19 protein-coding genes, 1 tRNA gene and 3 pseudogenes are annotated in these 25,014 nt (G+C 41.9%); 10 read left to right on the top strand and 13 right to left on the bottom strand.

Going from position 1 to position 25,014, the window contains the following annotated elements; all coding sequences use genetic code 11:
• Nucleotides 1-67: 67 nt before the first annotated feature.
• The 5 genes from HEQ19_12130 to HEQ19_12110 form a co-directional block, all read right to left on the bottom strand.
• Nucleotides 68-2,110: a GNVR domain-containing protein gene (locus HEQ19_12130; protein ID WYM00153.1), complete on the bottom strand. Its 2,043-nt coding sequence runs from the start codon at nucleotides 2,108-2,110 to the stop codon at nucleotides 68-70.
• A gap of 127 nt (nucleotides 2,111-2,237) precedes the next feature.
• Nucleotides 2,238-2,747: a glycosyltransferase gene (locus HEQ19_12125; protein WYM00152.1), complete on the bottom strand. Its 510-nt coding sequence runs from the start codon at nucleotides 2,745-2,747 to the stop codon at nucleotides 2,238-2,240.
• Nucleotides 2,744-3,214: a PssD/Cps14F family polysaccharide biosynthesis glycosyltransferase gene (gene pssD / locus HEQ19_12120; protein WYM03373.2), complete on the bottom strand. Its 471-nt coding sequence runs from the start codon at nucleotides 3,212-3,214 to the stop codon at nucleotides 2,744-2,746. Before pssD ends, HEQ19_12125 begins: the two co-directional genes overlap by 4 nt.
• Nucleotides 3,215-4,707: 1,493 nt before the next feature.
• A complete protein-coding gene (locus HEQ19_12115) occupies nucleotides 4,708-6,030 on the bottom strand; it encodes a HEAT repeat domain-containing protein (GenBank protein ID WYM00151.1) in 1,323 nt (440 codons plus the stop codon).
• A gap of 30 nt (nucleotides 6,031-6,060) precedes the next feature.
• Nucleotides 6,061-6,486, bottom strand: coding sequence for a ubiquinol-cytochrome c reductase iron-sulfur subunit (locus HEQ19_12110; protein WYM00150.1), 426 nt, complete (start codon nucleotides 6,484-6,486; stop codon nucleotides 6,061-6,063).
• A gap of 534 nt (nucleotides 6,487-7,020) precedes the next feature.
• On the opposite strand from HEQ19_12110, the gene HEQ19_12105 reads away from it, so the two are divergent.
• The 9 genes and pseudogenes from HEQ19_12105 to HEQ19_12065 all read left to right on the top strand — a co-directional run bounded on the left by HEQ19_12105 (nucleotide 7,021) and on the right by HEQ19_12065 (nucleotide 17,579).
• Nucleotides 7,021-8,640 carry a ferredoxin--nitrite reductase gene (locus HEQ19_12105; protein ID WYM03372.1) on the top strand — a complete coding sequence of 540 codons (1,620 nt, stop codon included), beginning with the start codon at nucleotides 7,021-7,023 and terminating at the stop codon, nucleotides 8,638-8,640.
• A 544-nt stretch (nucleotides 8,641-9,184) separates the two neighbouring features.
• Nucleotides 9,185-10,507, top strand: a complete 1,323-nt coding sequence (locus HEQ19_12100) for a CmpA/NrtA family ABC transporter substrate-binding protein (GenBank protein ID WYM00149.1) — start codon at nucleotides 9,185-9,187, stop codon at nucleotides 10,505-10,507.
• Between the two features lie 236 nt (nucleotides 10,508-10,743).
• On the top strand, nucleotides 10,744-11,586 hold the full coding sequence (ntrB, locus tag HEQ19_12095; protein ID WYM00148.1) for a nitrate ABC transporter permease: 843 nt from the start codon (nucleotides 10,744-10,746) through the stop codon (nucleotides 11,584-11,586).
• A gap of 225 nt (nucleotides 11,587-11,811) precedes the next feature.
• Nucleotides 11,812-12,606: pseudogene (locus HEQ19_12090) on the top strand (nitrate ABC transporter ATP-binding protein).
• A 130-nt stretch (nucleotides 12,607-12,736) separates the two neighbouring features.
• Nucleotides 12,737-13,585, top strand: coding sequence for a nitrate ABC transporter ATP-binding protein (locus HEQ19_12085; protein ID WYM00146.1), 849 nt, complete (start codon nucleotides 12,737-12,739; stop codon nucleotides 13,583-13,585).
• 189 nt (nucleotides 13,586-13,774) lie between these two features.
• Entirely contained in the window at nucleotides 13,775-15,973 is a 2,199-nt protein-coding gene (locus HEQ19_12080; protein WYM03371.1) for a nitrate reductase, read from the top strand.
• A 506-nt stretch (nucleotides 15,974-16,479) separates the two neighbouring features.
• Nucleotides 16,480-16,932, top strand: coding sequence for a phosphate-starvation-inducible PsiE family protein (locus HEQ19_12075; GenBank protein WYM03370.1), 453 nt, complete (start codon nucleotides 16,480-16,482; stop codon nucleotides 16,930-16,932).
• A 5-nt stretch (nucleotides 16,933-16,937) separates the two neighbouring features.
• The gene (locus tag HEQ19_12070; GenBank protein ID WYM00145.1) at nucleotides 16,938-17,390 is read left to right on the top strand and encodes a nitrate reductase associated protein; all 453 of its coding nucleotides are present in this window, start codon (nucleotides 16,938-16,940) and stop codon (nucleotides 17,388-17,390) included.
• Nucleotides 17,391-17,435: 45 nt separating this feature from the next.
• Complete coding sequence (locus tag HEQ19_12065) at nucleotides 17,436-17,579, top strand: hypothetical protein (protein ID WYM00144.1); 144 nt, start codon at nucleotides 17,436-17,438, stop codon at nucleotides 17,577-17,579.
• Nucleotides 17,580-17,636: 57 nt separating this feature from the next.
• On the opposite strand, the gene HEQ19_12060 is transcribed toward HEQ19_12065, so the two are convergent.
• On the bottom strand, nucleotides 17,637-17,873 hold the full coding sequence (locus HEQ19_12060; protein ID WYM00143.1) for a type II toxin-antitoxin system Phd/YefM family antitoxin: 237 nt from the start codon (nucleotides 17,871-17,873) through the stop codon (nucleotides 17,637-17,639).
• A gap of 487 nt (nucleotides 17,874-18,360) precedes the next feature.
• On the opposite strand from HEQ19_12060, the gene HEQ19_12055 reads away from it, so the two are divergent.
• On the top strand, nucleotides 18,361-19,728 hold the full coding sequence (locus HEQ19_12055) for a PrsW family glutamic-type intramembrane protease (GenBank protein ID WYM00142.1): 1,368 nt from the start codon (nucleotides 18,361-18,363) through the stop codon (nucleotides 19,726-19,728).
• A gap of 465 nt (nucleotides 19,729-20,193) precedes the next feature.
• Here HEQ19_12055 and HEQ19_12050 read toward each other — a convergent pair whose 3' ends face one another.
• The 7 genes and pseudogenes from HEQ19_12050 to HEQ19_12020 all read right to left on the bottom strand — a co-directional run bounded on the left by HEQ19_12050 (nucleotide 20,194) and on the right by HEQ19_12020 (nucleotide 24,919).
• Entirely contained in the window at nucleotides 20,194-20,367 is a 174-nt protein-coding gene (locus HEQ19_12050) for a hypothetical protein (GenBank protein ID WYM00141.1), read from the bottom strand.
• A 101-nt stretch (nucleotides 20,368-20,468) separates the two neighbouring features.
• The gene (locus HEQ19_12045) at nucleotides 20,469-21,116 is read right to left on the bottom strand and encodes a hypothetical protein (protein WYM00140.1); all 648 of its coding nucleotides are present in this window, start codon (nucleotides 21,114-21,116) and stop codon (nucleotides 20,469-20,471) included.
• A gap of 248 nt (nucleotides 21,117-21,364) precedes the next feature.
• Nucleotides 21,365-22,948, bottom strand: coding sequence for a CHAT domain-containing protein (locus HEQ19_12040; protein ID WYM03369.1), 1,584 nt, complete (start codon nucleotides 22,946-22,948; stop codon nucleotides 21,365-21,367).
• A 355-nt stretch (nucleotides 22,949-23,303) separates the two neighbouring features.
• A pseudogene (locus HEQ19_12035) lies at nucleotides 23,304-23,462 on the bottom strand (RNA-guided endonuclease TnpB family protein).
• Between the two features lie 265 nt (nucleotides 23,463-23,727).
• Nucleotides 23,728-23,801 (bottom strand) — tRNA-Pro (locus tag HEQ19_12030).
• Nucleotides 23,802-23,980: 179 nt separating this feature from the next.
• On the bottom strand, nucleotides 23,981-24,532 hold the full coding sequence (locus HEQ19_12025) for a GNAT family N-acetyltransferase (protein WYM00139.1): 552 nt from the start codon (nucleotides 24,530-24,532) through the stop codon (nucleotides 23,981-23,983).
• Nucleotides 24,533-24,814: 282 nt separating this feature from the next.
• Nucleotides 24,815-24,919: pseudogene (locus HEQ19_12020) on the bottom strand (zinc ribbon domain-containing protein).
• Between the last annotated feature and the right edge of the window lie 95 nt (nucleotides 24,920-25,014).

Genomic DNA, 25,014 nt, shown 5'->3' with positions numbered 1-25,014 from the left:
ATACATGATATTTTCTCCTCTCAAATAACTTGAATTAATGGCAATTTACTTTTTCTATTTATTTGTTCTACGAGTTGACCTGGGTATTATCGCGTTTGTAGATGTACCCTTCCCCCCGTTGCTCAACAGCATTAAGCGCTAGACCGATAACTTGGGCATTATGGCGATTCAATTGTTCTAGGGTGTCCTGCACCATATAGCGATCGCTCACTCCTAAGCGAATTACCATCAACACATTAGCGATCGCCTTTGCCATTAAGGCTGTTTCACTAGTTGCTGCAACTGGTGCGCTATCAACAATCACGTAATCGTAATCGCTTGTGGCTTGAATAGCATTTAAATACCGTTCAAATTCCCCACGCGCTACAAACTCAACTATTTTGCCGTTGGCTATGGGCGCTGCTGGTAATAGATTCAAGTTAGGGCTAATTGACACTGGTGTCGGTAAAGAGTTTGCGTCCTTCGTTAAAAAATAGCCAAAATGCTGGCTCATCTTTGTCCTGTGGAAATCACCATCAACTATCAGCACTCGAAACCCTAACACTACTAAAGCTTTAGCTAGTCCCAAAGTTACTAGTGTTTTACCTTCTCCTGGCGTTGAACTAGTAATCATCAGGCGACGGTTTTCTAATTGCATGAGGCTAATAGTAGAAGCAAGCCTTTGAAACTCTATTTCCGTCGATTCGGTATCCAATCTCAATGTGGAAGATTTGAAAGTAGAAATCCGCCCCAGTACAGGTAATTCTATTTCTTGCAAATCCTTTGGTTTTAGTAGGGGGTTACGAGACTCGAAGAATGAGATTAGAGCAGCGCTACCCAAAATAGATGTCAAAATACCACCAAGGAAAATCAAAGAGCGTTTCGGGGTTGTTGGTTTGAAGTCTACAGAAGGTTGATCGAGAACTTGCACATTTGGATAGGCATTAAAGGCGGTGATCTTCCCTTGTTCTAACTGAGCTACAATCCCTTTATAGAGACCTTCTGCAATATCGTATCGACGCTGTAAATCCAACAACCTAGCTTGTTGGGTGGATATTTTGCTCAGTTCCATTTGCAGTTTATTCACCTGTTGCTGAAGTTTTATCGACTCTTGTTGCAGCCCTTTACTCTCAGCGTCAGCCTGAATCAGATCGGCAATTAAGTCCATAGTTGTATCTTTGAAGTTATTACCACCAAAGCTGGTATCTAATCCTTCAGCATTGGGCACCAAGGAAGTTCGTTGTTGGTTCAGTGCAGCAATTAATTCCTGACGCTTTTGTTGCAATGATTTAATTCTAGGATGTTCATTAGTAAAGTCTCCTTGTTGAACTGCAATATCGGTATCTATTTCGGATAACTTCTGTCGCAGTGCTTGATATTCTTTGTTTTGACTCAAGCGTAAAGAGCTAATAGCCACTTTTGGAGTCATCCCTACTTGTGCGGATAGTATTTGGGAACGTGTCGCTGCTGCTTGCGCTTGGGCAACTGCCTGTGTCTGTGATATTCTTGTAGACTTGATGGCTTCAACCAAATTTTTGGTCTGATCTTCGCTGCTAACCAACCCTGTGGACTGCTTGTATTTTGCTAATTGATTCTTTGCTATCTCCAAGTTGCGTTCAGCTTCTTGCAACTGACTCTGGGTAAATTGCTCTCTAGCAGATGCTACTCCTTGACGGAGTTCATTTACACGAAGTTGATAACTTTCAATCAGTCTTTGTGACCTTTGTTTTGCTAGTTCGGGTAGAGAACCTATCGCCTCTACTTTAATTGTTGTGGACTGATCTACTGCCTTGACTTTAAACAATTTTTTGTACCTCTCAAGGCTGGGATACTTATTTTTTTCTGGGTCAGATGACCAAACAGAACTGATCACATCATTACTAGTAATGATAGATGTTTGTACTTGCAGTGGGCTGAGTTCGTTAGTAAATGCAATTCCTTGGTCTTTGAGTTGCCCCAATGTCCCCAAACTTGCATCTAGATTTGTTGTCGTATCCGGTAAAATCAGTTGTGTGCCAGCTGTCCAAGTTTTCGGCGATAATACAGAAATCGCTAGTGTTGCGCTAAGAATGGCACTGTTTAACCCAACCAGAGGCAACCAATGCCTTTTGATGATTGCAGATGCCTTCACAGTTTTAAACCTTATTAATAATTTAGACTATCAGCAAGTATTAATACTGCTCGATTAAGGCGATAATCTGGAGTTAAACTCCTACCGCCTTGTATGTGATGCCCAAACAATGAATCAACACAACAGTTTATGAGATTAACTGAACTTTTGTATTTGCAGGAGGATATTGATTCAAAAGATAATCTGTTAGCTTTGGTCCACCAAATAGTTGTCCCTGCAAAATAGGCGGGGGCTGTAAGATTGCTTGTTCAATAGCATCTATAGACATCATGTGTTTGATACCATACTTTGCTATTGCTTCAGCAAACCTCATCTGATGATCGTCTACATGCTCTCCGTAGCGTTGCAGCCTTGGTAAGATCACAAAATGCGCTTTACGAGCTACCAACATCCTTGTAGAACCTTGCCCTGCATGGGAAATAACTAAGCGAGAAGCATCTACTAATTTCATTAATTCCTCTGAAGTAACTGTTGATTCTAAAGTTACTAAAGGGTGTCCTACTAATACAGAGATGTCGCTAGTACCGTACTGCACAAAAATTTTCTCGGAAATCACACCACGGTCTAAGAGGATTTTCAACCAAATAATCGCACGGTCAAATGGAAAGGATATCGTCCCTAAAGTCATTAAAATCATGAGACATAACCTCGGAAAATGGCTTTATTATATTTCTGACAAAGCTCTGGCCATTGAACGTAAAATTCGTCAGATATTAGGTAGACTAACTTACCGGAGATACTTAATTCGTTAGGGCGAGAAATGCTTTCGATAAAAATAAATTTCATGCCCATTATTTTAGCTAAAAAGCCAAAATTGATAGCTAAACTTGCCCCTGTTGAAATCACCAAATCTGGTTTTTCTCGACGGAGAATTCTCAAAGTTTCCGGAATATTTAGCAAAAGACCTAATACATCTCTTGGTGCTTGATAAGGTAGCCAATGTACCCTCTCTTCCTTGTCAAGGATTGTCGTATCTTTTTGGCGATCGCTCACCCAAACCCTATCATGCACTGACCAGAAAGACCTAAGACTTTTCATGGTTGCAAAGTGCCCACCAGAGGTACAGACCAACATTAACTTGAGTTTTTTTGAGGTTCCTTGCATAACTAATCGCAATGCATATTGAAATACATGCATCTAAGTCAATAAACTATCCCTACGACTAGTACTGCTGCACAAAATTCGCTCATTCAAAATTCAAAAATCTTATAAAGTAAGATTTTGAGCGATTTTGAATCATAGCTTTATTTGCGCCATCCTGTACTCGTAGTCCGCCACGCCAACAATGCTAGGTGAATTGATTTGTTCGTGGTTGCGCTTTAGCACTCTTGATTGTCAGACCGCTAAAATGCAACTACTAACAACCCCTCAAAGTTCCTGTGGTGGAGTAATAGTTAGATAGAACTACTATTTGATTTTTGCAAAATTTTCAACCCGACAAATTGCGTCAAGCCACAGCGTAAATAGCGGTATCTTAACTAACCGCTAGCTTTATATATAATTTATACCACTATAAGTAATTCGTCGTATACTTTTTTGGTTATCTTTAATTAATCTTCATATTTACTTCATGCAAGCTTTGTAATACCTCATGCGGATGCCAAGACAAAGCCTGAAAACAAGTCAGAATAAACCTTGTAGCTATATCCACAGTCCCATGAGATTGTCAATCATTATTATTTAATGAAAGAAAAATCTGTATATTTTTGCATCTAGAAGAGGAAAATTCGTTCATATTACACTGTAAGTACTTTTTGTCAATAAGTCTAAATACATGATTTTGTGCATTTTAAATCATCCATACTACGTCCGAACTAAGTATATTTTTTTTTACAAGAAGGTTAATGGGCAACTCGAATCAGTCAACCAATTTTGGATTTTGGATTTGCGTGCTTCGCAGCGTAAAGCCTACGGCGTAGCGTAAAGCGACGTAGGAGCGTCTTTTAGCTTAACCCGGCAGAAGCCCCACACCATACCCGAAGTTGGTGTGGGATGAATGACGGGATAAAAACGAGACGCCCTCTAATTGTTTGTACCGCAGGTAAAACAGATTAGAGGGCAGTTGAGCTTTTATCAATATCTTGAGATAGGTAATCACTTCTTGCTAGAATATAGTAAGTGACGACAAAGCCTAAAATGCTGGTCTAACATAGTACCTTCTCCCAAAGGGAGAGGCTGCGCCAAGAAAACTGAAAATATGGGGTTTTATAGGGAAATGCAACCGTGTATGCGTTGCTACCTCCTGTAAGTAAAATTTTCAAGGAAACTAGTTTGAACTTGGAATTTTTTTAAGACCAAGAGTGGGGCAGGGCACGTACCTCACTATAAAATGCTGTGGTGGGAAAAATGGAGTACCACTAAAGAAGTTCCTGATATCCTTAACAGGACTCGGAAGCCTACACCACATTGCTTGCAATTGGTGTATGAGTGTCACATTTTTACGCTCGTATCCCAAAAAATCTAAAATCCAAAACTTGTACTGAGCGTTCGCGCAGCGTCCCGCTCTTAAGTCGTTGGCGTAGCCTCTGTCTACGACACGCTACGCGAACGTAGAGAAGTATCCAAAATCTAAAATTCGCAGCGTCAACCATCAACCCTCATCTGTCCCACTCCGCCAAGGCGATCGCTATTCCCTGTTGCAAGTGTGGTGTGAGTATAGGGTTATTTGCTAGCTGATGTAATTGTTGATATGCAATTTCTGAATCAAGATTTTTGAGTGCGGCGATCGCGTGCAATCTCACGACTGGATCTTGATCTGCTAACAGCAAAATCAAGGATTCAATCGCCTCGATTCTACCTAATTGACCTAAAGATAAGGCGATCGCACTCTTGAAGCTGGCAATTTCCGTGGCTTTGTGCTTTGATTGCAGTGTTGCCAACAAAATTTCTGCAGCTAGTTGAGTTAGCTGTGGCTGTTGTACTCTCCCCAGAACCGTGACAATTTCTTGACAAATTGTTCTTTCTGTGGATTGATTCAGTGCTTGTTGCAAATACTGCACAGCGGATAGGGTCCCCATCCAGCTAAAAGCGCGGACAATTTCGAGTTGTAACTTCAGGGGTGTGTACGGTGATATCAGCACGCGAAATAAGTGCTGGGTAGCTGTATCACCACCCATGCGAGAAAGGGCGATCGCCGTTGCACAACTCACATCTTCGTTCAAGTCATACAGCCACGGTTGCAATTTCGTCACCAAATCTAATGCTTCGCATAAATCAGGGCGACAACCTAACCCCAATACAGCGGCCTGTCTGACCCCAGAAGCTAAATCATCCAAAGCCTTGACCAGAACCGGTGGTACACGTTCATCATCAAATCGGCTGAGGGCTTCAATCGCCGCAGCCCTGACAGCAGGTTGTCGATCTGCCACTACACCCAACAGAGGTACAATAGTTTCTGGATGTGGGATATAACAGAGCGATCGCACTGCCAACAGGCGTGTATTTTCATCTATTAAAAGTTCCGAAAGTGGCGCAATAGCCACAGTACCCATTTGTCCCAAAGCAGTGGACGCCATCGCCTTGAGTTCTTCATTTTCTTCTTTGTGCAATAACTCCACCAGAGGGGGAATTACATCTGGGTGTTTAAACTCCCCCAGAGTCCGCGCCGCATACCAGCGTAATTCTTCCTCTGCATCTTCATCTTTTAAGATATCAATTAGTGGCGCGATGGCAATATTCCCCAAGTTAGTCAACACCTTGGTAATCTCCCAGCGTTGCTGAAAATCCCCCATTTCTAAAATTGAGAGTGCTAATTCCAGCAGTGTTTCTTGATGTTTAACTATTTCTTTGTCTGGAGAATTTTCGCCTAAAATTATTATTTGTTGTAGATATTGAATCAACGATGACCAATCAGCAGCATCATGTGCCGCTAAGTCGGTCGGCGTAAATAAACCATACTGGCTTTCTTCGTCATTTGTCATTGGTCATTGGTCATTTGTCAAATAACAAATTTACGTTGTTTTCACCAAAACAGAATTTCCCTCAATTTTGACGGCGTAAGTTTTGAGCGGTTTTTCGGCAGGGCCTGTTCGTACTTTACCATCACCCCCAAATTCTGCATCATGACAGGGACAGGCGAATTTTTTATCTTTACCTTTCCATGCTACCGTGCAACCTTTATGAGTACAGGTAGGGTTAACAGCAATGAGATTTGCGGTTTTAGATGTACCGACTACCAACACAGGCCCAACCGGTGAATTTTCGGCAAGCAATTGACCAGTTTTATCTAATTCTGCCTTAGTACCCACCGATTGCCAACCGCTACCTGCAGAAGCACTCGGTGCTGTTGTCTCGGAAGAACAGGCTGCGATCGCTACAGGTAAAGAACTCGCTAGCCAACCCAAACCCACCCAATTGATAAAATCACGACGTTTCATAAAACTACCGGATACATGTAAAAACCATCTCCTTTAGGATACCAATAGTCAATGGTAGATTTAACCGCTTATCGCCAGAGAAAATCAGAGTTTTTGGAGTGCAAAGCTTTGCGCCTCAAACCACAGCTTTGATGTAAAAAATGCATAACCATAATCCTGTTTCAGCAATCAGAAACATATTTTGTAACAATTTATACTATTTTTAGGAAAACACCAACTTAATCTTAGGTTGATTGCAATTGTTACATCTTCGATATCCGAACAGCCATTACAGGTTGACGGTTGACGGTTGAGGGTTGAATATTTTTGGATTTGGAAATCCTTAAATAACTAAATATATAGTAATAGGGGACTTCCAATTTAAAAATTTTTCGATCCGCCTAAATCCCCCGTAAAAAGGGGGACTTTGAAGGCTTTTTTAAGGGGGGTTGGGGGTATCTAAGACTTTGAAAACATGCGCTAACCCCCAGTCCCCAGCGATGCACTGAGCTTGCCGAAGTGTCCCCAATCGAAAATCTAAAATCCAAAATTGGTATGACAGACACAGCTACTACCACTACAGCCAGTTTCAACAAGTTTGAGAAACTCAAACAAGAAAAAGATGGACTCGCGATTAAAGGGGAGATAGAGAAATTTGCTGTCTTAGGCTGGGAAGCGATGGACGAAACAGATCGTGATCATCGACTAAAATGGATGGGGGTATTTTTTCGCCCAGTCACCCCCGGCAAATTTATGATGCGGATGCGGATGCCTAATGGTATCCTGATGAGTAAACAGATGCGGGTGTTAGCGGAAGTTTTGCAGCGCTACGGTGATGATGGTAGCGCCGACATTACTACCAGACAAAATATCCAATTGCGGGGAATTAGGATTGAAGACTTACCGGATATATTTAATAAATTTAGCGCCGTTGGCTTAACCACCGTCCAATCAGGGATGGATAACGTCCGCAATATCACAGGTGATCCGGTAGCGGGGTTAGATGCAGATGAGTTATTTGATACCAGAGGATTGGTACAGCAAATCCAAGACATGCTGACCAATAATGGAGTTGGTAACGCAGAATTTACCAACCTACCGCGTAAATTTAACATTGCGATCGCTGGTGGTAAAGACAACTCAGTTCATGCGGAAATCAACGATTTAGCTTTTGTGCCGGCGTTTAAAGAAGGGATGAGTGACTCTTTATTAGGGACTGGGGAAGAATCTTCCCAATCGCCAGCTTTTGGGTTTAATATCCTAGTTGGTGGCTTTTTCTCAGCCAAACGGTGTGAAGCGGCGATTCCGCTGAATGCTTGGATACCACCAGAAGACGTAGTGAGTGTATGTAGAGCCATTTTGGAAGTTTATCGCGACCACGGTTTACGTGCTAATCGACAAAAAGCCCGTTTGATGTGGTTGATTGATGAATGGGGTATAGAAAAATTCCGCAAAGAAGTAGAAAACCGTTGGGGTAAATCCTTTTTACCCGCAGCAGCAAAAGACGAAATCGATTGGGAAAAACGGGATCATGTCGGAATATATAAACAAAAACAATTAGAATTAAATTACGTAGGCTTGCATATTCCAGTGGGTCGGTTGTACGCTGAAGATATGTTGGAAATTGGGCGATTAGCGGAAGTTTACGGCAATGGTGAAATCCGAATTACCGTAGAACAAAATCTGATTATCCCCAATATACCAGATTCCCGGTTAGCAACATTTTTAACGGAACCTTTACTTCAAAGGTTTAAAATTGACCCTGGTTTACTGGCGCGATCGCTAGTTTCTTGTACAGGCGCACAATTTTGTAACTTCGCACTCATAGAAACCAAAAACCGCGCTTTGGTGATGGTTAAAGCCTTAGAAGCAGAGTTAATTCTCACTCGTCCTGTGAGAATTCACTGGACAGGGTGTCCTAACTCCTGCGGACAACCGCAAGTGGCCGATATTGGCTTAATGGGCACAAAAACGCGCAAAAATGGCAAAACCTTAGAAGGCGTTGACATCTACATGGGCGGTAAAGTCGGTAAAAATGCTCAATTGGGAACTTGTGTAACCAAAGGTGTACCATGCGAAGACTTACAGCCAGTATTACGAGAATTACTCATCGAACATTTTGGCGCACAACCGAGGATACAAACCTTAGTATCCCACGAAAGTGAGGGAACTTAAAAAAATGAATCCATCAAACTTGAAGTGGTGGACAGTTAACAATTAAGTAGGTCGGCGCAAATAAACGTGACTATCTTTGGTCATCATTTGTGATTTGTCATTGGTGATTGGTAAGGATTTCAGGCACGTAATATAGTTTGGTTTATTCCTACCGACTTAACAGTCAACCGTCAACACAAAAGATAATTGCGAATTGCTTACAGCGGTTTTCAGGTAAATGAACCACATCTTTATATCTCACGCAAAGGCGCATTCGCGTAGCGTCTCGTAGAGAAGGCGCAAAGGAAGAAAGAAATACAAATATCAGCTTGTGGTCTAAATAGATGAAAACTGCTGTAAATGTTGCGATCGCTCTTGATTGCATGGATAGCTTAAAGGGATAATTTTGATGGTCTAAACTGAAAGCCCTTTTCAGCTTTGGATTTCCTAGTTCATTTGTTCCTATTGAAAAGGCTGATAGTCTCCACTTAGCAACAATTGGCAAATATCACCCTTTTGCAACCTAGACCAAAATATCTACTCAAAAAATAACACCAGACACACAATGAGTAATCTTTCGCGCAGAAATTTCATTATAACCACAGGTGCTGCTGCTGCTAGTACTATCTTGATTCACGGTTGCTCATCCAATGGATCAAGTGCAGACAACTCCACGCCTAATACTACAGCTAATCCCGCATCTAACGTTACCGCTGTAGGTAATGCGCCAAAAGTCGAAACCACCAAAGCCAAATTAGGATTCATTCCCCTAACTGATGCGGCTCCCCTGATTATAGCCAAAGAGAAAGGCTTCTTTGCCAAATATGGCATGACCGATGTCGAACTCAAAAAAGAAAAATCATGGGTTGTAGTTCGTGAAAACTTAAAAATCGGTTCAGCTGGTGATGGTATTGATGGATCGCATATCCTCAGCCCCATGCCCTACCAAATCAGTATCACCGACAAAGTACCACTGTACATTTTGGCGAGGTTAAATCTTAACGGTCAGGCCATCTCCGTCGCCGAAAAATTTAAAGACTTGAAAGTTTCAGCAGATAGCAAAAGCTTGAAAGCGGCTGTAGATAAAGCCAAAGCCGATAAAAAAGCTCTAAAAGCCGCTGTCACCTTTCCCGGTGGTACCCACGATTTATGGATGCGCTACTGGTTAGCATCTGGCGGTATCGATCCTAACCAAGATGTAGGTTTAGAAGTCGTACCACCCCCGCAAATGGTAGCCAATGTAAAATCTGGCACCGTAGACGCCTTTTGTGTGGGAGAACCTTGGAATGCTCAATTAGTCAGCCAAAAATTGGGTTACACCGCTTTAGTGACAGGTGAACTGTGGAACAACCACCCAGAAAAAGCCTTTACCATGCGGAAAGATTGGGTAGATAAAAATCCCAATTCAACACAGGCTTTGTTAATGGGAATAATAGAAGCACAGCAATGGTGCGACAAACCCGAAAATAAAGAAGAAATGTGTAAAATTTGCTCAGACCGTAAATACTTTAACGTCGCTGTTGCTGATATTTTAGAGCGATTCAGAGGCAATATTGACTACGGCGATGGACGCACAGTTAAAGACTTTCAATATCGGATGAAATTCTGGGCAGATAACGCTTCCTATCCTTACAAAAGTCATGATATTTGGTTCTTAACAGAAAACATCCGTTGGGGAAAACTACCCGCTGATACTAAAGTCAAAGAACTCGTAGATCAAGTAAACAAAGAAGACTTGTGGAAACAAGCAGCTAAAGCCCTTGGTGTTGCTGCTGCTGAAATTCCTACTAGCACTTCTCGTGGTGTCGAAACTTTCTTTGATGGCGTCAAATTTGACCCAGAAAAACCTGAAGAGTACTTGAATAGCTTGAAAATCAAGAAAGCTTAATTTGACTGCAAAACAAACTATTTATGTGGTTAACATCATAAGTTGGGGATTCACCACATAAACAGAGATTTTCAGACATTGAAATTCAAAATAAACAGGAAATATTGAGAAATGCTGCATCAATTACTGGGCTAAAAAATCGGCAAATTGCAGTTTTATTTAGCCCATTTTTAACAACTGCAAACAGAACCAAAAAACTGACGTACGTACATAATCTTAATTGGAGAAGCTAGAAAATGACCGCAACCCTTGGAAGTCGTACTAAAAAACGAAATTCGCAGAATAAGACTGCCAATTTTTTATCAAAAAAAGTTGTACCTCCACTAGTAGCGCTCATCATATTTTTAACTATTTGGCAATTACTCTGCTCAAGTTCTGATTCTAATTTGCCAGGACCAATCAAAGTTTTTCAAGATACTTGGGACCCGTTTATCATTAACCCATTCTTTGATAATGGTGAAAATGATAAAGGATTAGGTTGGCAAATACTCACAAGTTTAGGAAGAGTAGGTTTAGGTTTCAGTCTAGCAGCGATTGTAGGCGTTATCTTTGGCATCATTATTGGAGCCAATCAATTAATTTATAGTGCCGTAGACCCCATATTTCAGGTACTACGAACAGTTCCACCCTTGGCTTGGTTGCCTATTTCTTTAGCAGCATTTCGCCAAGCTAATCCCTCAGCGATTTTCGTGATTTTCATCACATCTATTTGGCCGATTCTGATTAATACAACAGTTGGTGTACAACAAATACCCCAAGACTACAGAAACGTTGCTAGAGTATTAAAGCTTTCGGGATTCAAGTATTTCATAAAAATTCTATTTCCAGCCACAGTTCCTTACATATTCACCGGCTTAAGAATTGGTATTGGCTTATCTTGGTTAGCAATTGTAGCCGCCGAAATGTTAGTTGGTGGTGTGGGAATCGGCTCGTTTATTTGGGATGCATTCAACACTAATACTGCAACTAATCTCAGTGAAATGATTTTGGCACTAATTTATGTAGGCTTAGTAGGATTAATGCTAGATAGATTAGTTGGTTTCATTGCGAAGAAAGTAGTTTCTGAAGAACAAAAATAGTCATTGGTCATTAGTCATTACTCATCACTCATCACTCATCACTCATCACTCATTACTCATCACTCATCACTCATTACTCATCACTCATTACTCATTACTCATCACTCATCACTCATCACTCATCACTCATCACTCATCACTCATCACTCATCACTCATTACTCATTACTCATTACTCATTACTCATTACTCACTCATCACTCATTACTCAAAGAACAAATAACAGATGATAACCTTTGTAGAAATAGACCACGTTGACCGAATATTTGAACTACCAAATGGTGGTAAATATATCGCGCTGAAAAATATTCAACTAAAAATTAGACAAGGCGAATTTGTTTCCTTAGTTGGACACTCTGGTTGCGGTAAATCGACCCTACTCAACATCATCGCCGGTTTAGACAAAGCGAACTTTGGCGGTGTGATATTAGAAGGAAGAGAAGTCACAGAACCAGGCCCAGACAGGATGGTCGTCTTCCAAAACTATTCCCTGCTACCTTGGCTAACAGTGCGAGAAAACATCGCCTTAGCAGTGGATGAAGTTTATCATAATCAACCCAAAACCGCACGCCAAGCCATTGTTGAAGAACACATTGATATGGTGGGATTGCGCCAAGCAGCAAAGAAGCGTCCTAGTCAATTATCTGGAGGGATGAAACAACGGGTAGCGATCGCCAGGGCTTTAGCAATTCGTCCCAAATTATTATTGCTAGATGAACCATTTGGTGCATTAGATGCTTTAACAAGGGGTAGTTTGCAGGAACAACTGATGAAAATCTGCAACGAACACAACCTGACCTGTGTAATGGTAACTCATGATGTTGATGAAGCGCTATTATTGAGCGATCGCATCGTTCTGCTCACCAATGGACCCGAAGCCCATATCGGCCAAATTATCGAAGTCAATGTCCCCCGTCCCCGTCAACGCCTAGAAGTAGTCAACCATCCCAGTTATTACAATTTGCGGAATGAAATGATTGACTTTCTCAATCAACAAAAACTGGCGAAGAAACAGAAAGCTTTACAGACTTAAATACCATTTGGATAAAAGATTTACTTTTTTAAACGCAGAGGGACGCTGAGGATTTTTGAGGAAAGTTTGCGACGAAGTAATGAATTGCTGTAGTCAGTGAGTGAAAATAAAGATAACTATGCAAGTAGCTAAAAAAAATCAAAACACAACCCAAGTTAATCCATTGCTATCACCGAAAGCAGAGAATTTTTTGGTAATTGATGGCGTTAGCAAAATTTACCCAACGCCTGACGGTCCTTATACGGTTTTAGATGGAGTTGACCTGAAAGTTCGTGAATCGGAATTTGTTTGCATTATTGGTCATTCTGGCTGTGGTAAATCTACGCTGTTAAACATGGTTTCTGGGTTCAACTCCCCCACCGATGGGATAGTCTTACTGCAAGATCAACCTATCACTGAACCAGGCCCAGACAGAATGATGGTATTCCAAAACTACTGTTTACTACCGTGGCTAAGTGTCTTTGAAAATGTGTATTTAGCTGTAGATTCAGTATTTCCCAAAAAACCCAGAGCAGAAAAACGAGCTATTGTCAAGGAACATTTGGCGATGGTGGGATTAACAGAAGCCGCAGACAAAAAACCCAGTCAAATTTCTGGGGGAATGAAGCAACGAGTGGCGATCGCCCGCGCCCTTTCTATTCGTCCTCAAGTCTTGATTCTTGATGAACCTTTCGGTGCATTAGACGCTATCACTAAAGAAGAATTACAAGAAGAATTGCTGCAAATCTGGCGCGAACATCAAGTCACAATTCTGATGATTACTCATGACATTGATGAAGCACTATTTTTAGCAGACCGAGTGGTCATGATGACTAACGGACCAGCCGCTAAAATTGGCGAAATTCTCAATGTTCCCTTCCCCCGTCCCCGCAACCGTAAACGCATCATGGAAGACCCTCAATACTATAACTTACGGAACTATGCCCTAGACTTCCTCTATCGTCGCTACGCTCACAATGATGAATAAAAAAGAGAAAAAAGGAAAGATTAAAAATATCCTTCCTCTTCTCTTGCGAAACCTGATTATTCCCTTCCTAGCCTAAGATTACCTATAAATTTTTTGCTTCTTCTCTGCGAGACGCTCCGCGAATGCGTCTTTGCGCCTACCCTACGGGAACGACTTCGTCGAATGCGTGAGCTAAAAATTCTTTCGATTATGAGTGAATTTACCAAAACCGTCTGTCCTTACTGTGGCGTTGGCTGTGGACTAGAAGTTTCCCCCCCAGCCCAACCAGGAAAAGCGACTCATCGAGATAGCCAAGGAAATCCAATTTGGCGGGTACGGGGCGATAAAGCGCACCCATCCAGCCAGGGTATGGTTTGTGTCAAAGGCGCGACAATTGCCGAATCTTTAGATAAAAATAGACTTCATTACCCAATGGTGCGAGAATCTTTAGATCAAGAGTTTCGCTGCGTCAGTTGGGATGAGGTTTTTGATATCATCACCAAGCGGATTCAAAATGTGCGCTTTACCCAAGGGTCTGAAGCTATATGTATGTATGGTTCTGGTCAGTTTCAAACTGAAGATTATTACATCGCCCAAAAACTATTAAAAGGATGTCTAGGTACAAATAATTTTGACGCTAACTCTCGTTTATGTATGTCTAGTGCTGTATCTGGATATATTCAAAGTTTTGGCGCTGATGGACCTCCCTGCTGTTATGAAGATTTGGAATTAACTGACTGTGCATTTTTAATTGGCACCAATACGGCGGAATGTCACCCAATTGTTTTCAATCGACTGGCGAAATATCACAAAAAAAATCGTCATGTGAAAATGATTGTGGTTGATCCACGGCGCACACCAACTGCAGAAGCTGCGGATTTACATTTAGCCATTCGTCCTGGTACGGATATCGATTTATTAAATGGTATCGCTCATTTATTAATGCGCTGGAATTATATTGATTTAGAATTTATTGACGACTGTACCAGCAATTTTTCTGCATACGCTGAGGTGATTCGCCACTATTCTCCAGATGTCGTAGCAAATCGCTGTGGAATTAGTATTGAAGATTTAGAAACCGCAGCTAAATATTGGGGTCAATCTCAGCGGGTGCTTTCTTTGTGGTCAATGGGTGTGAATCAATCCAGTGAGGGTACGGCTAAGGTCAGAAGTATTATTAATTTGCACCTGATGACTGGACAGATTGGTCAGCCAGGGGCTGGGCCTTTTTCTCTTACTGGTCAGCCAAATGCAATGGGAGGAAGGGAAGCCGGCGGTTTGGCGCATTTGTTACCCGGTTATCGGTCAATTAAAAATCCCCAGCATCGGGCTGAAGTTGAACAATTTTGGGGATTGAAACCAGGTCAAATTTCGCCTCATCCTGGTTTGACCGCTTGGGATATGATTACTAGTTTGGAAGCAGACGCAGTGGGTTTATTGTGGATTGCGGCGACTAACCCAGCTGTGAGTATGCCAGATTTAGAAAGGACAAAAAAGGCATTATTGCGATCGCCTTTCACAATTTACCAAGACGCCTACTATCCTACAGAAACTACAGCTTACGCCCACATCCTCCTACCTGCAGCCCAATGGGGTGAGAAAACTGGCGTGATGACAAATTCTGAACGCATGGTAACTCTATCTCCAGCTTTCCGCCAACCACCACAACAAGCAAAAGCTGATTGGGAAATTTTCGCCGAAGTTGGACGCCGATTAGGTTTTGTGGAACAATTTACTTTTGCTAACTCCGCTGAAGTTTATGCTGAATTCGCCCAACTAACTCGCGATCGCCCTTGCGATATGTCGGGTATCAGTCACGAACAATTGACAATCAGCCCTATTCAATGGCCAAGTCCTGAAAAAAGTTATGAGTCAGAATCACTCCTCACTCCTCACTCTAAAAGACTGTACACCGATCTGCGCTTTCATACCCCTGATGGACGGGCGCGATTTGGGGCTTATCACTCGCGGGGGTTAGCCGAACCACCAGACCCGAATTATCCTTTTGTCTTAACTACTGGAAGACTTTATGGACATTGGCACACCCTAACACGTACCGGGCGCATTGAGAAAATTCAGCAAATGCATCCCGAACCGTTTATTGAGATTCACCCCCGTGATGCTGTAAAGTTAGCAATTACAGACAATTCTTGGGTAGAAGTGCGATCGCGTCGCGGTCAAGCCAGGTTTCCCGCTAAGGTCACAAAGGCGATCGCCCCTGGTACAGTGTTTATTCCCATGCATTGGGGTGCCCTATGGGCTAACCAAGCCGAAGCCAACGCCCTCACCCATTCAGCATCTTGTCCTGATTCCCTACAACCAGAATTAAAAGCTTGTGCAGTGCAGCTATTACCAATTTCTCTTGAAATTGTAGTCAAAAACTGTCAACTACAGTCCTCACAATGGTAAGCTGCTAAATATACGCCCAAATAAATAATTTAGTAATTTAATGAATAAGCAATAATCTATAGTCATGATTTATTTATTTTGACTATAGATTATTGTCTGTTTACCAAAAGCTCATTTTAAAATCCCCATCCACAGATCGGGGATTTTCTCAGTACGGGCGGTGTCTCCCCCCCCGACACAATACTGCGTAGGATTTGCAGGGGAGGCAGGGGAGGCAGGGGAAGCAGGGGAGGCAAAACTCTTCCCCTGCCTCCATTTCTCCCCCTGCTCCCCCTGCTTGCCTCAACCAAGAAATTCCAAAACCTACGCAGTATTGCCCCCCGACACACGAGAGTAAATAGGGTAACTCTACACTGGCTTTAGCTATGCAAAATCATAAAAAAACACCGCAAAAGAACTGGTCACCCATCCGTAAGGCTTCTTTGTTCAATCCTTTAGATTTATCTACACGATTTTACTTTTTACTGTTTACTGTCCATTTTTTAGTTAAAAATAAGGTGCAGCAAATGAATAAATTATCCAGAAAAATTATAGATATTCTCAAAAAAGATGAGCCATTTATGCACCTCATCGAAAATCTCGAAGTTATAGTTTCAAAGATTTTATCTGTGTTTATGGTGGTTGTCATCTTATTAGCAGTTGGAGATTTGGCATTTTTTATATTTGAAGAATTAATTTACACGCAACCAGGAGATTTCAACAAAATCTTATTTAAAATATTTGGTTTGTTTCTCAATATTTTGATTGCCTTAGAAATTTTAGAAAATATTACGGGATATTTGAAGAAACACGTTTTACAGGTTGAATTGGTGATTGTAACATCTTTAATTGCCATAGCTCGTAAAATTATTATTCTTGATCTAAAAGCAACCGAAGGAATTGAAATAATTGGTCTGGGAATCGCTATTTTATCTCTATCAATTAGTTACTTGATAATTCGCACCAGCAATTCTAGATAGAAAACATGTCAAATTTCTTTGAATTTGAAGCAGATTTTGTAGACTCTCTCCGTTGCATACCCATGCAAGTACGTTACAAACTCGATACCTGTGGAATTAAGTTAAAATTATCTGATTGGAGCCAAATGACTGTAGCTGAACATCTAGCTTTAGTCGAATTACCTTGCACTACACCAACGGAAATTCAATCTTACCAAGACTATCTTCAGGCATTGATTTTACAACGCAGCGGCACACCAGCAGCAAAATTGCCCATTGAGCCTGAACCAGCATGGATGGACTCTACCACTGTCCCACCTAGTGTACAGGAAAAAGCTCAAGAAATCGGTGTTAACCTCACACCCGAAAAATGGGCAAGTTTAAATCCCTTACAGCGTTTTGCGCTGATTAAACTCAGCCGTTCTGGACATGAAAACAAAAATTTTCACAAAGCGATCGCTGAATTTCATCTGATTTAGTCATTGGTCATTGGTCATTGGTCATTAGTCATTAGTCATTAGTCATTGGTCATTGGTCATTGGTCATTGGTCATTGGTCATTGGTCATTGGTCATTGGTCATTGGTCATTGGTCATTGGTCATTGGTCATTGGTCATTGGTCATTGGTCATTGGTCATTGGTCATTGGTCATTGGTCATTGGTCATTAATGAGAAAATAATTCTTTAGTTCGGAAATGATGTTTGTATCTAACAAGTATAAATAGCTCATTTTGAAAACTCAATATCATCTAATGGTAATAATCCTTCGTCCACGTCGGTAAAGTCTTCGTCCAGTGGTTCAAGGGTGGAAAGGGTTTGGAGGAGGGATTTTTTCTTGATGAGCGAAATAATGGCGAAGGGGATACCGTTTTGGGTAATAGTGAGGGGTTCGCCTGTTTTTTGGGCTTGGTTGAGTAGGGTTTGGACGGTTTCGGGGAGGTCGGAAAGGGTGATTTGTGTCATGGTGGGTTCTGGGGTTAGGGGATGGGGACTTGGCGCACATCTATTTTACCTGTGACGGCGTTGGTGATGAGGGCGGTAAGGATAGTAACGACAGTTGTGTCCCAAGGCCTTGCGCCCTGGAAGATTATCGAACGACGCCAAAAACCCTGATTTTCCCGTGCTATCAGGGGTCAAACCTACCATTCGCGACTCAGTATCCTTCAAATAAAATTTTCAGAAATTAAATTGCTACTAGGTTTTACGAATAAATTACTAATACTTTCGATAATTAATACTCCCAACAAATCAGGCTGATGACTAACTGCTAGCCGCCAGAATACCTGTCAAGATGGGGTAAGACAATTTTGATTTTTTCCTCTGGTCAATTTTCGATTTATGAGCAGTTAGTAAAGCTATAGTGTATTTAGCAATGCTGCGATTGATGTGGCTACGCTTAATTCTACTGTCAACGTATTTTTATAATTATTAAAACACGCACTCTAACTCGATGACAGGCAAAAACGCAAGACATAATGCATTTCTGCGGCTAGTGTCTGGTAATGGAGCAACCTTTGGGTCAGAATCTCGTTACTCATTGCTCCCCAGTAAAGAAGTAGTAATTGGACGCGACCCCAGCTGTCAGGTTGTCTTGGATGCCATGATGTATCGGATGGTATCTCGTCGTCATGCGGTGGTTCGTCCCCTCTCTTCCTCTCCAGATCACAAATTTAGCTGGTTAATTTGTGATTTAGATAGTGCCAATGGTACTTATTTAAATGGACAACGCTTACAAGGTTGTCAGGAATTACACCCAGGCGATCGCATTTCTTTGGGGGCTGATGGGCCACAATTTGTATTTGAACACGAATCCGTCTCCCCCGCTACGGTGATGACAAAGCCAGCAGGTCATGTTCCATCGGCGGTTAACTCCCAAGGACAATTAAAGCCTGACTCGGTTAGTTTCACCCAACTGTTTCCGATTATTTCCACTGGTAAAGATTTAACTCGTAAAGCTTACCTTGTACCGGGAATTCTTACAGTAGTATTTGTAGTGCTGATGTTCGCTACGGTCGGTCGGCCACAAGCAAATCAAGTAATTGTCGCCAGTTACATAGCCTTCGCTGCTTACTTTTTTGTTTACCAACTTTGTGGTAAACAGAAGCCTTGGTGGGTAATAATTCCTGTAGCTTTGGGCACAATGGTAATTTTGCTCAGTCCCCTATTGGATTTCTTTATTTTCGTATTTCGCGGCGTACTCCCTGGTAAATTGCCCTCAGAGCAAGATTCGATCACCTTCACAGAATTGCTGGTACGGATGTTTTTTGGCGCTGGCTTGATGGAGGAATTACTTAAGGCCTTGCCTGTATTGGGGGCATTTTTAATCGGTAGCCTTTTGCGTTCTCCTTGGCGGGAACGGATAGGCGTCTGGGAACCTCTAGATGGCATTCTCCTAGGAACCGCTTCTGCTGTAGGCTTTACTTTGCTAGAAACTCTCGGACAGTATGTGCCTGATATCACCCAAAATGTCGCTCAACAGGCGGGGGTAGGGGCTGGTCAATTGGTGGGTTTACAGTTGCTAATTCCCCGAATTTTAGGCTCAGTGGCCGGACACATGGCTTATAGCGGCTATCTGGGCTATTTTATTGGTTTGGCTGTTCTCAAACCCCGTCAAGCTTGGCAGATTCTCCCCGTAGGTTATGTTAGCGCCGCCGCACTTCACGCTTTGTGGAACGCTACCGGATCGATTAATGCTTTGTTGCTGGTGGTTGTTGGGGTGTTGTCTTATGCTTTTTTGATGGCAGCAATTCTCAAGGCCCGGGCTTTATCACCGACGCGATCGCAAAACTTTGCTACCCGTTTTATCGATCCCAAATAAAAAATAAAAAATCACACAAGCAATATTTGCACACCTAATTGCCGTTTTTGTGGTAATTATCAAAATCAAGCCTAAATAGTTCCAAATCACATAGTCAAATATAGTCAGACTTATGCAATTTAGCTTTAAGCGACTCTACTTTCAGCATGGACACGCTTAAATAGTGGAGTTATCCGCCTTGGATGTACTACCAGACACCCCCTATCCCTTAGAATAGACGGCTCTTGCGTGTGTAGCGTGCTTAATTATTAATGAAAGTCGATTAAATTGCTTTAATAACAAGGCTTACAGGCGTTTATAATTTGATTTTTAGTAACAGTAGCTCAAATACAAAAAATAATGGCTTTTATCGGAGCCACGCAAGGGTTTCAAACTTATTTTTTAACAAATTCAGCACGCTAAGTACGGAAGAGCCGATATGCTTGACTAGAAAACTTAATCAATCTGTTGGAGAATTTAAGGCTTCTACAATTTTTTCGGTTTTGCGCTTTGCCCTGATATCTTTTTCGGGTCGTAATCAACAATTACCGTACCCGTGGGAAGTTGCTCTGTTGGATATGGTATTTTACCTGCTTTGTCATGTCGCCAAGCGGTAAGGTACGAAATCCCCAAGGTTTTAGCATAATCAGATAATTTCATTAGGACTGTCTTTTAGACTATATCTGACTATGCTAGACTATATTTTGTTTAAAGTTTTATCATACCTGTCAATTGAATCTAAGTCTACTTACAGTATACATTTAAGATTCCAATGGTAAGGTATTTAGTTTTGTGAGAGCATAGTAGGAGATTGCTAAAGTAACTTTTGCTTGCTCGATTTCCGATAAAGTTCTCCAGTCGCGATTCTCAAGATTACTAATGACAGAGGCTGCGTTTTGGGCTTCACTACTTCGCATAGCATAGGCGTAAGGACGTGCTAATACCAAAAGATCTTCCGCCGCCCACATGGGTAATACCGACTGAACGCACTGAATCAGCTGTTCGCCAATAGATTCAGTGCTAGTAAAAATTTCAGTCGCTTGCTGGGCGATCGCTTTGAGCCAGTATTCGGGTATAGCAGAAGCAAAGGCTGTTTCTAAATTTTCTTGAAGATTACCAAGAATCGATTGATTTGTATTATTGTTGTAGTATACACAATCAGAAATCTCTGACCAAACCGTGTCTAGTTGGCTGTAAAAAGCTTGCGATTGTGTTGTTAGTTCTTGTTCGAGCAAATCGTCGATAATAAACTGCTGTTCTAGTTGAGCAAAATAAGCTTCTGATTCTTCATCAGATGGATTCCAGGGATAAGTAGCATCTTCGGGTTCTAGTAATGCTGCTAACAAATCTAACTCCACCTGAGTTGACATTGAATGTAAAGTATCTAGAGCGTTAATTTTACTAATCATTTTTTGTCTCCTGATTAATTCTTTGGGCGTATTGACAGCTACACGTTTAACAATTGCTTTTCCGCAAAAAATTTTTATTTTTTCGGAAGTAAAAAACTGGTGAATGGTTGATGAGAATACGTAAGCCCTGAGTTGTCAGTGCAAAGTAGTCAGTGGAATAAGTAATTTTTCAGCGTAAAAAATACTAGTACCCAGTCCCCAATCCCCAGCGATGCACTGAGCTTGCCGAAGTGTCCCCAGTCCCCAGTTCACGCATCTTCAATAATCAACTCCCAGATTTCACCTCTGGTCGAGCTACCAAATTTTAACTGCATTCCCGACTTTAAAGGGACCTCCTCGCGGAGAATTTGTTGCCAACCATTAGAGCTTAAAAACCAGGTTGTACCGTAGGAAGATAAATCTTGCAGATAATAGGTTCGTACCGGAGTAGTACCAATGAAATTATTTCGTCCTAGAATTTCGGCTTGGCGTCTAGAAACTGAAGGATCAGGGATGACGATATCATTATCTTTCGTGCGACCGATGCGGGTAACGCCAGAACGTAATACCCAAGTTTTTCCTCCCGGAGCAAGCGATCGCAAATAGGCTGTAGGTACCGTAGAAGCTATGCCAGGCATGATAGTATCTGGTAGCTCGGTCACACTTTCATCAAAACCTTTAATCAGTTCGCCATTATAATCTGGATGTAAGTAGAGAACTGGTAAAGTCCAACCTGGTTGATTAAACTTATATACTGTTAATAACTCTTGCCTAGCCACCGCTACAGCTTGATCAATTGGCTGGCGCGATCGCAAGGCTTCGGTAAAAGCTTGAATAAAGCTGTGGCTTTCTTGGTCAGCAATTTTATCCCGCATTGCTAAAACTGCAGGCACTCCATGACGGATCAGCACTTCTGCTAAACTGCTAGAGGGCAGTGCTTTATTATTGATAGCTGCTGGTTGTGCCCCCCAACAGGCATTAAAAACTGCCAGTTTCACACCATTACGGGTCAATACTTGCGCCAATTCTATGCCATTGATATTCATCTGGGTCTGCAAAAACAGTAACCCACCATCTGGGTCTGGGAGTCCGTGACCAGCGTAAAAAAAGACGTTGTATGTTTTAGTTTCTAACTCTTGAATCAACTCCTGTGGAGTTGGTTGCAAAAGTGTATGTACCATGCAAGGTGCATAAGCTGGAGAATTGCTACCAACAGCACCAGTATTAGCCAGAGTTTGCGCTAAAATTTGTGATTCTTGTTCCAATTGCAGGTTTTTATCTTCTCCTAAAACCAGGAGGATATTTAAAGCCTGATCTATTCGCAAATAGGGCAGTGACTCTACTTCACTAGTGGTGCGACTAAATAGTATATCTTGGGAGAGAGAGATTGCCGATTGCCCCGCTTCACGCTGCATAATTTCCCAAGGTAGAGCAATCAGATGGGGGTCACGAATTTCTAATCGAAAGCGTAAACGTGTATGCTGACCGATAGCAATCCCACAACTGCGTTCCAGACTCCCAAGAATTTGTCCGTCAAATAACCAGCGCCAGAGAGTTATTCCCAAGTATTGCATCAGACGACTACTGTAACTAGTTGGCTGCCCTGAAGGAGGTACAATCCAATTTATCAGTGGTGGGTTTGTCTTTTGAGGCGTTGAACCAGGGAAAATATCTAAAGGAGTCTGACCAGCAAACATCTGTTGCCATTCTAGCCAAATTTGAGACAGTTCTACAGGCCAGATACAATCATGTAGAACATAGCCGCTGGGATAAGGCGCCTTCACCACCCAAATCGCGAAGTTATCAGTACCAGTATTTATCAGACGAGCGATCGCCAAGTTTAGAGATGGCAATTGAGTCATTAAACTAATAAATTAAGGGAGGAAAACCTTTTTTGTCGCTAATCTTTTTGTTACAATTTTTGTAAAACAGAGCTATTGCAGACCTTGACCCTCCGAATTTTGGATTTTGGATTTTGGATACTTCTCTACGAACGCGAGTGCGTGTCGTAGACAGAGGCTACGCCAACGACTTCCCTGCGGGACGCTGCGCGAACGCTCAGTACAAGTTTTGGATTTTAGATTTTTGGGGTACCTTGCAGACCCCTAGTGGGTGGAAAAATCTAAAAGACGCTCCTACGTCGCTCTAAGCCAAGCTATGCCGTAGGCTTTACGCTACGCTATCGTCAATCTAAAATCCAAAATTGGTTGACCTTTGGGCAGCAGATTGTCGAGCCATTGAGTTTAATTCAAGATCCAGTACCGGACAATATTTATTGAGGTCATATCTACCGACATCCTTGTTATCCATCCAATAGCCTAAACACTTATTTTGAATAAATTCAGATGTAAGGATAGCCTCATCAATAGCACCATAGTGCTTTTCCTTTTCCTTTACTTTGAACTCTTATACAATCATTAGCGACAGGATTTACAACTGTCGTATGTTAGCACATAATACATAAACCCGTCCTATTAGTCCACCAAGGTAACTTTACCAGCTAAAGCAGATTTTCAAATTCTCTGAAAAACCTATACCCAGCAAAGTTTCTGTGGTGGACTAATAGAAGTACGGGGTTTTAGACCCAAATTTATGATCAAATTGGATCTTGATGCTGTATTACAATTTGAAATCGGGATGACAGGATTTGAACCTGCGGCATCCTGCTCCCAAAGCAGGCGCGCTACCAAGCTGCGCTACATCCCGGCGCAATCAATCTACTTTTTAGTAGATTGGTTTTAATCTTAACATAACTTCCTTGGAATCTACCAGCCAAGATATAGAAAATAAAATTTGGGTTGATTTAGCAAAATCTTGGTTGACTTAAACAAGTATATCAGATTTTTTGGCTCTTGCGTAACCAGGCATTTTATTTGGATCGAGGATTAGTGAGGATACCAAAACATGCCTTTTATTCCTTCTGGATCGGCCATGAAACCCATAGTCCGATAGAAATCTACCACATGGGGGTCAGCGAAAAGAGTGACATTGCTAATTTCTTCACTTCTCAATTTTTTCAGGACATATTTCATCAGCGCCTTACCCAGTCCTTTACCTTGAAAGTCTGGGTGAACCACCACATCCCAAATAGTGGCATTAAAAGCATGATCTGAGGTAGCACGGGCAAAACCAATCAGCCGCCTTTGATTTCCTCGCACTTGCCACATTGTGGCCACGAGAAAACTATGCTCAATGGCTTTTTTTACTTTTCTCAGAGGACGACGCGACCAACCAACTGCATCACAGAGTTCCTCTAATTCATACAGATCGATATCTCGCTCTGTGCTGAAAACGATGCGCTCTGCGCTCCGCGCTGCATCCGAGGGATCGCTGGAGCGAGATTTACCTCCAACTTCGCCCGTATGTTCTTCCAGGGGAGTTGTTCTAGTGGTCGCTGTAGAGTCAGAAGTACTAAACCAAGTTTTCCAAAAACCCATGCCGACGTGGTTCGGGTAGTATAAGTGAACTACCTACACCGATTTGGAGTACCAAATAGGGTGTAGGCTTCTGGTGCATTTCTCAATGCCGCCAGAACTTCCTTTCAACTTTAGCATTTTGTTTTGACATACCGTTACATAAGACCTATTCATAACTACTCACAAATAGACAAATCTACTCATGTTATGTAGTTTGATGCTTACTTCCTGCTACCCTCCGGGAACGCTAAGAGCGAACATTCTGGCAACGTCGGCGTTAACCAGTCCACAGGCTAAAACTGTCTAACTGACAGCTTGACTCAAATTGATTGCTGCGTTTAAATCTCGGTCAATCATCAAGCCGCAGTTACCACATTCAAACACTCGCTCATTCAAGGTGAGTGTTTCTTTTTTGGTTCCACTTGGTTAGGACTTACGCATGAGTTAGGAAAAATCAAGGGTTTGGATTGGGCATGGGGTATGGGGCATAGAGACCGAAAAAT

Source organism: Gloeotrichia echinulata CP02, assembly GCA_038087035.1.
In the GTDB taxonomy this organism is placed as follows: domain Bacteria; phylum Cyanobacteriota; class Cyanobacteriia; order Cyanobacteriales; family Nostocaceae; genus Gloeotrichia; species Gloeotrichia echinulata.
This window is presented reverse-complemented; position numbering and strand designations above follow the sequence as displayed.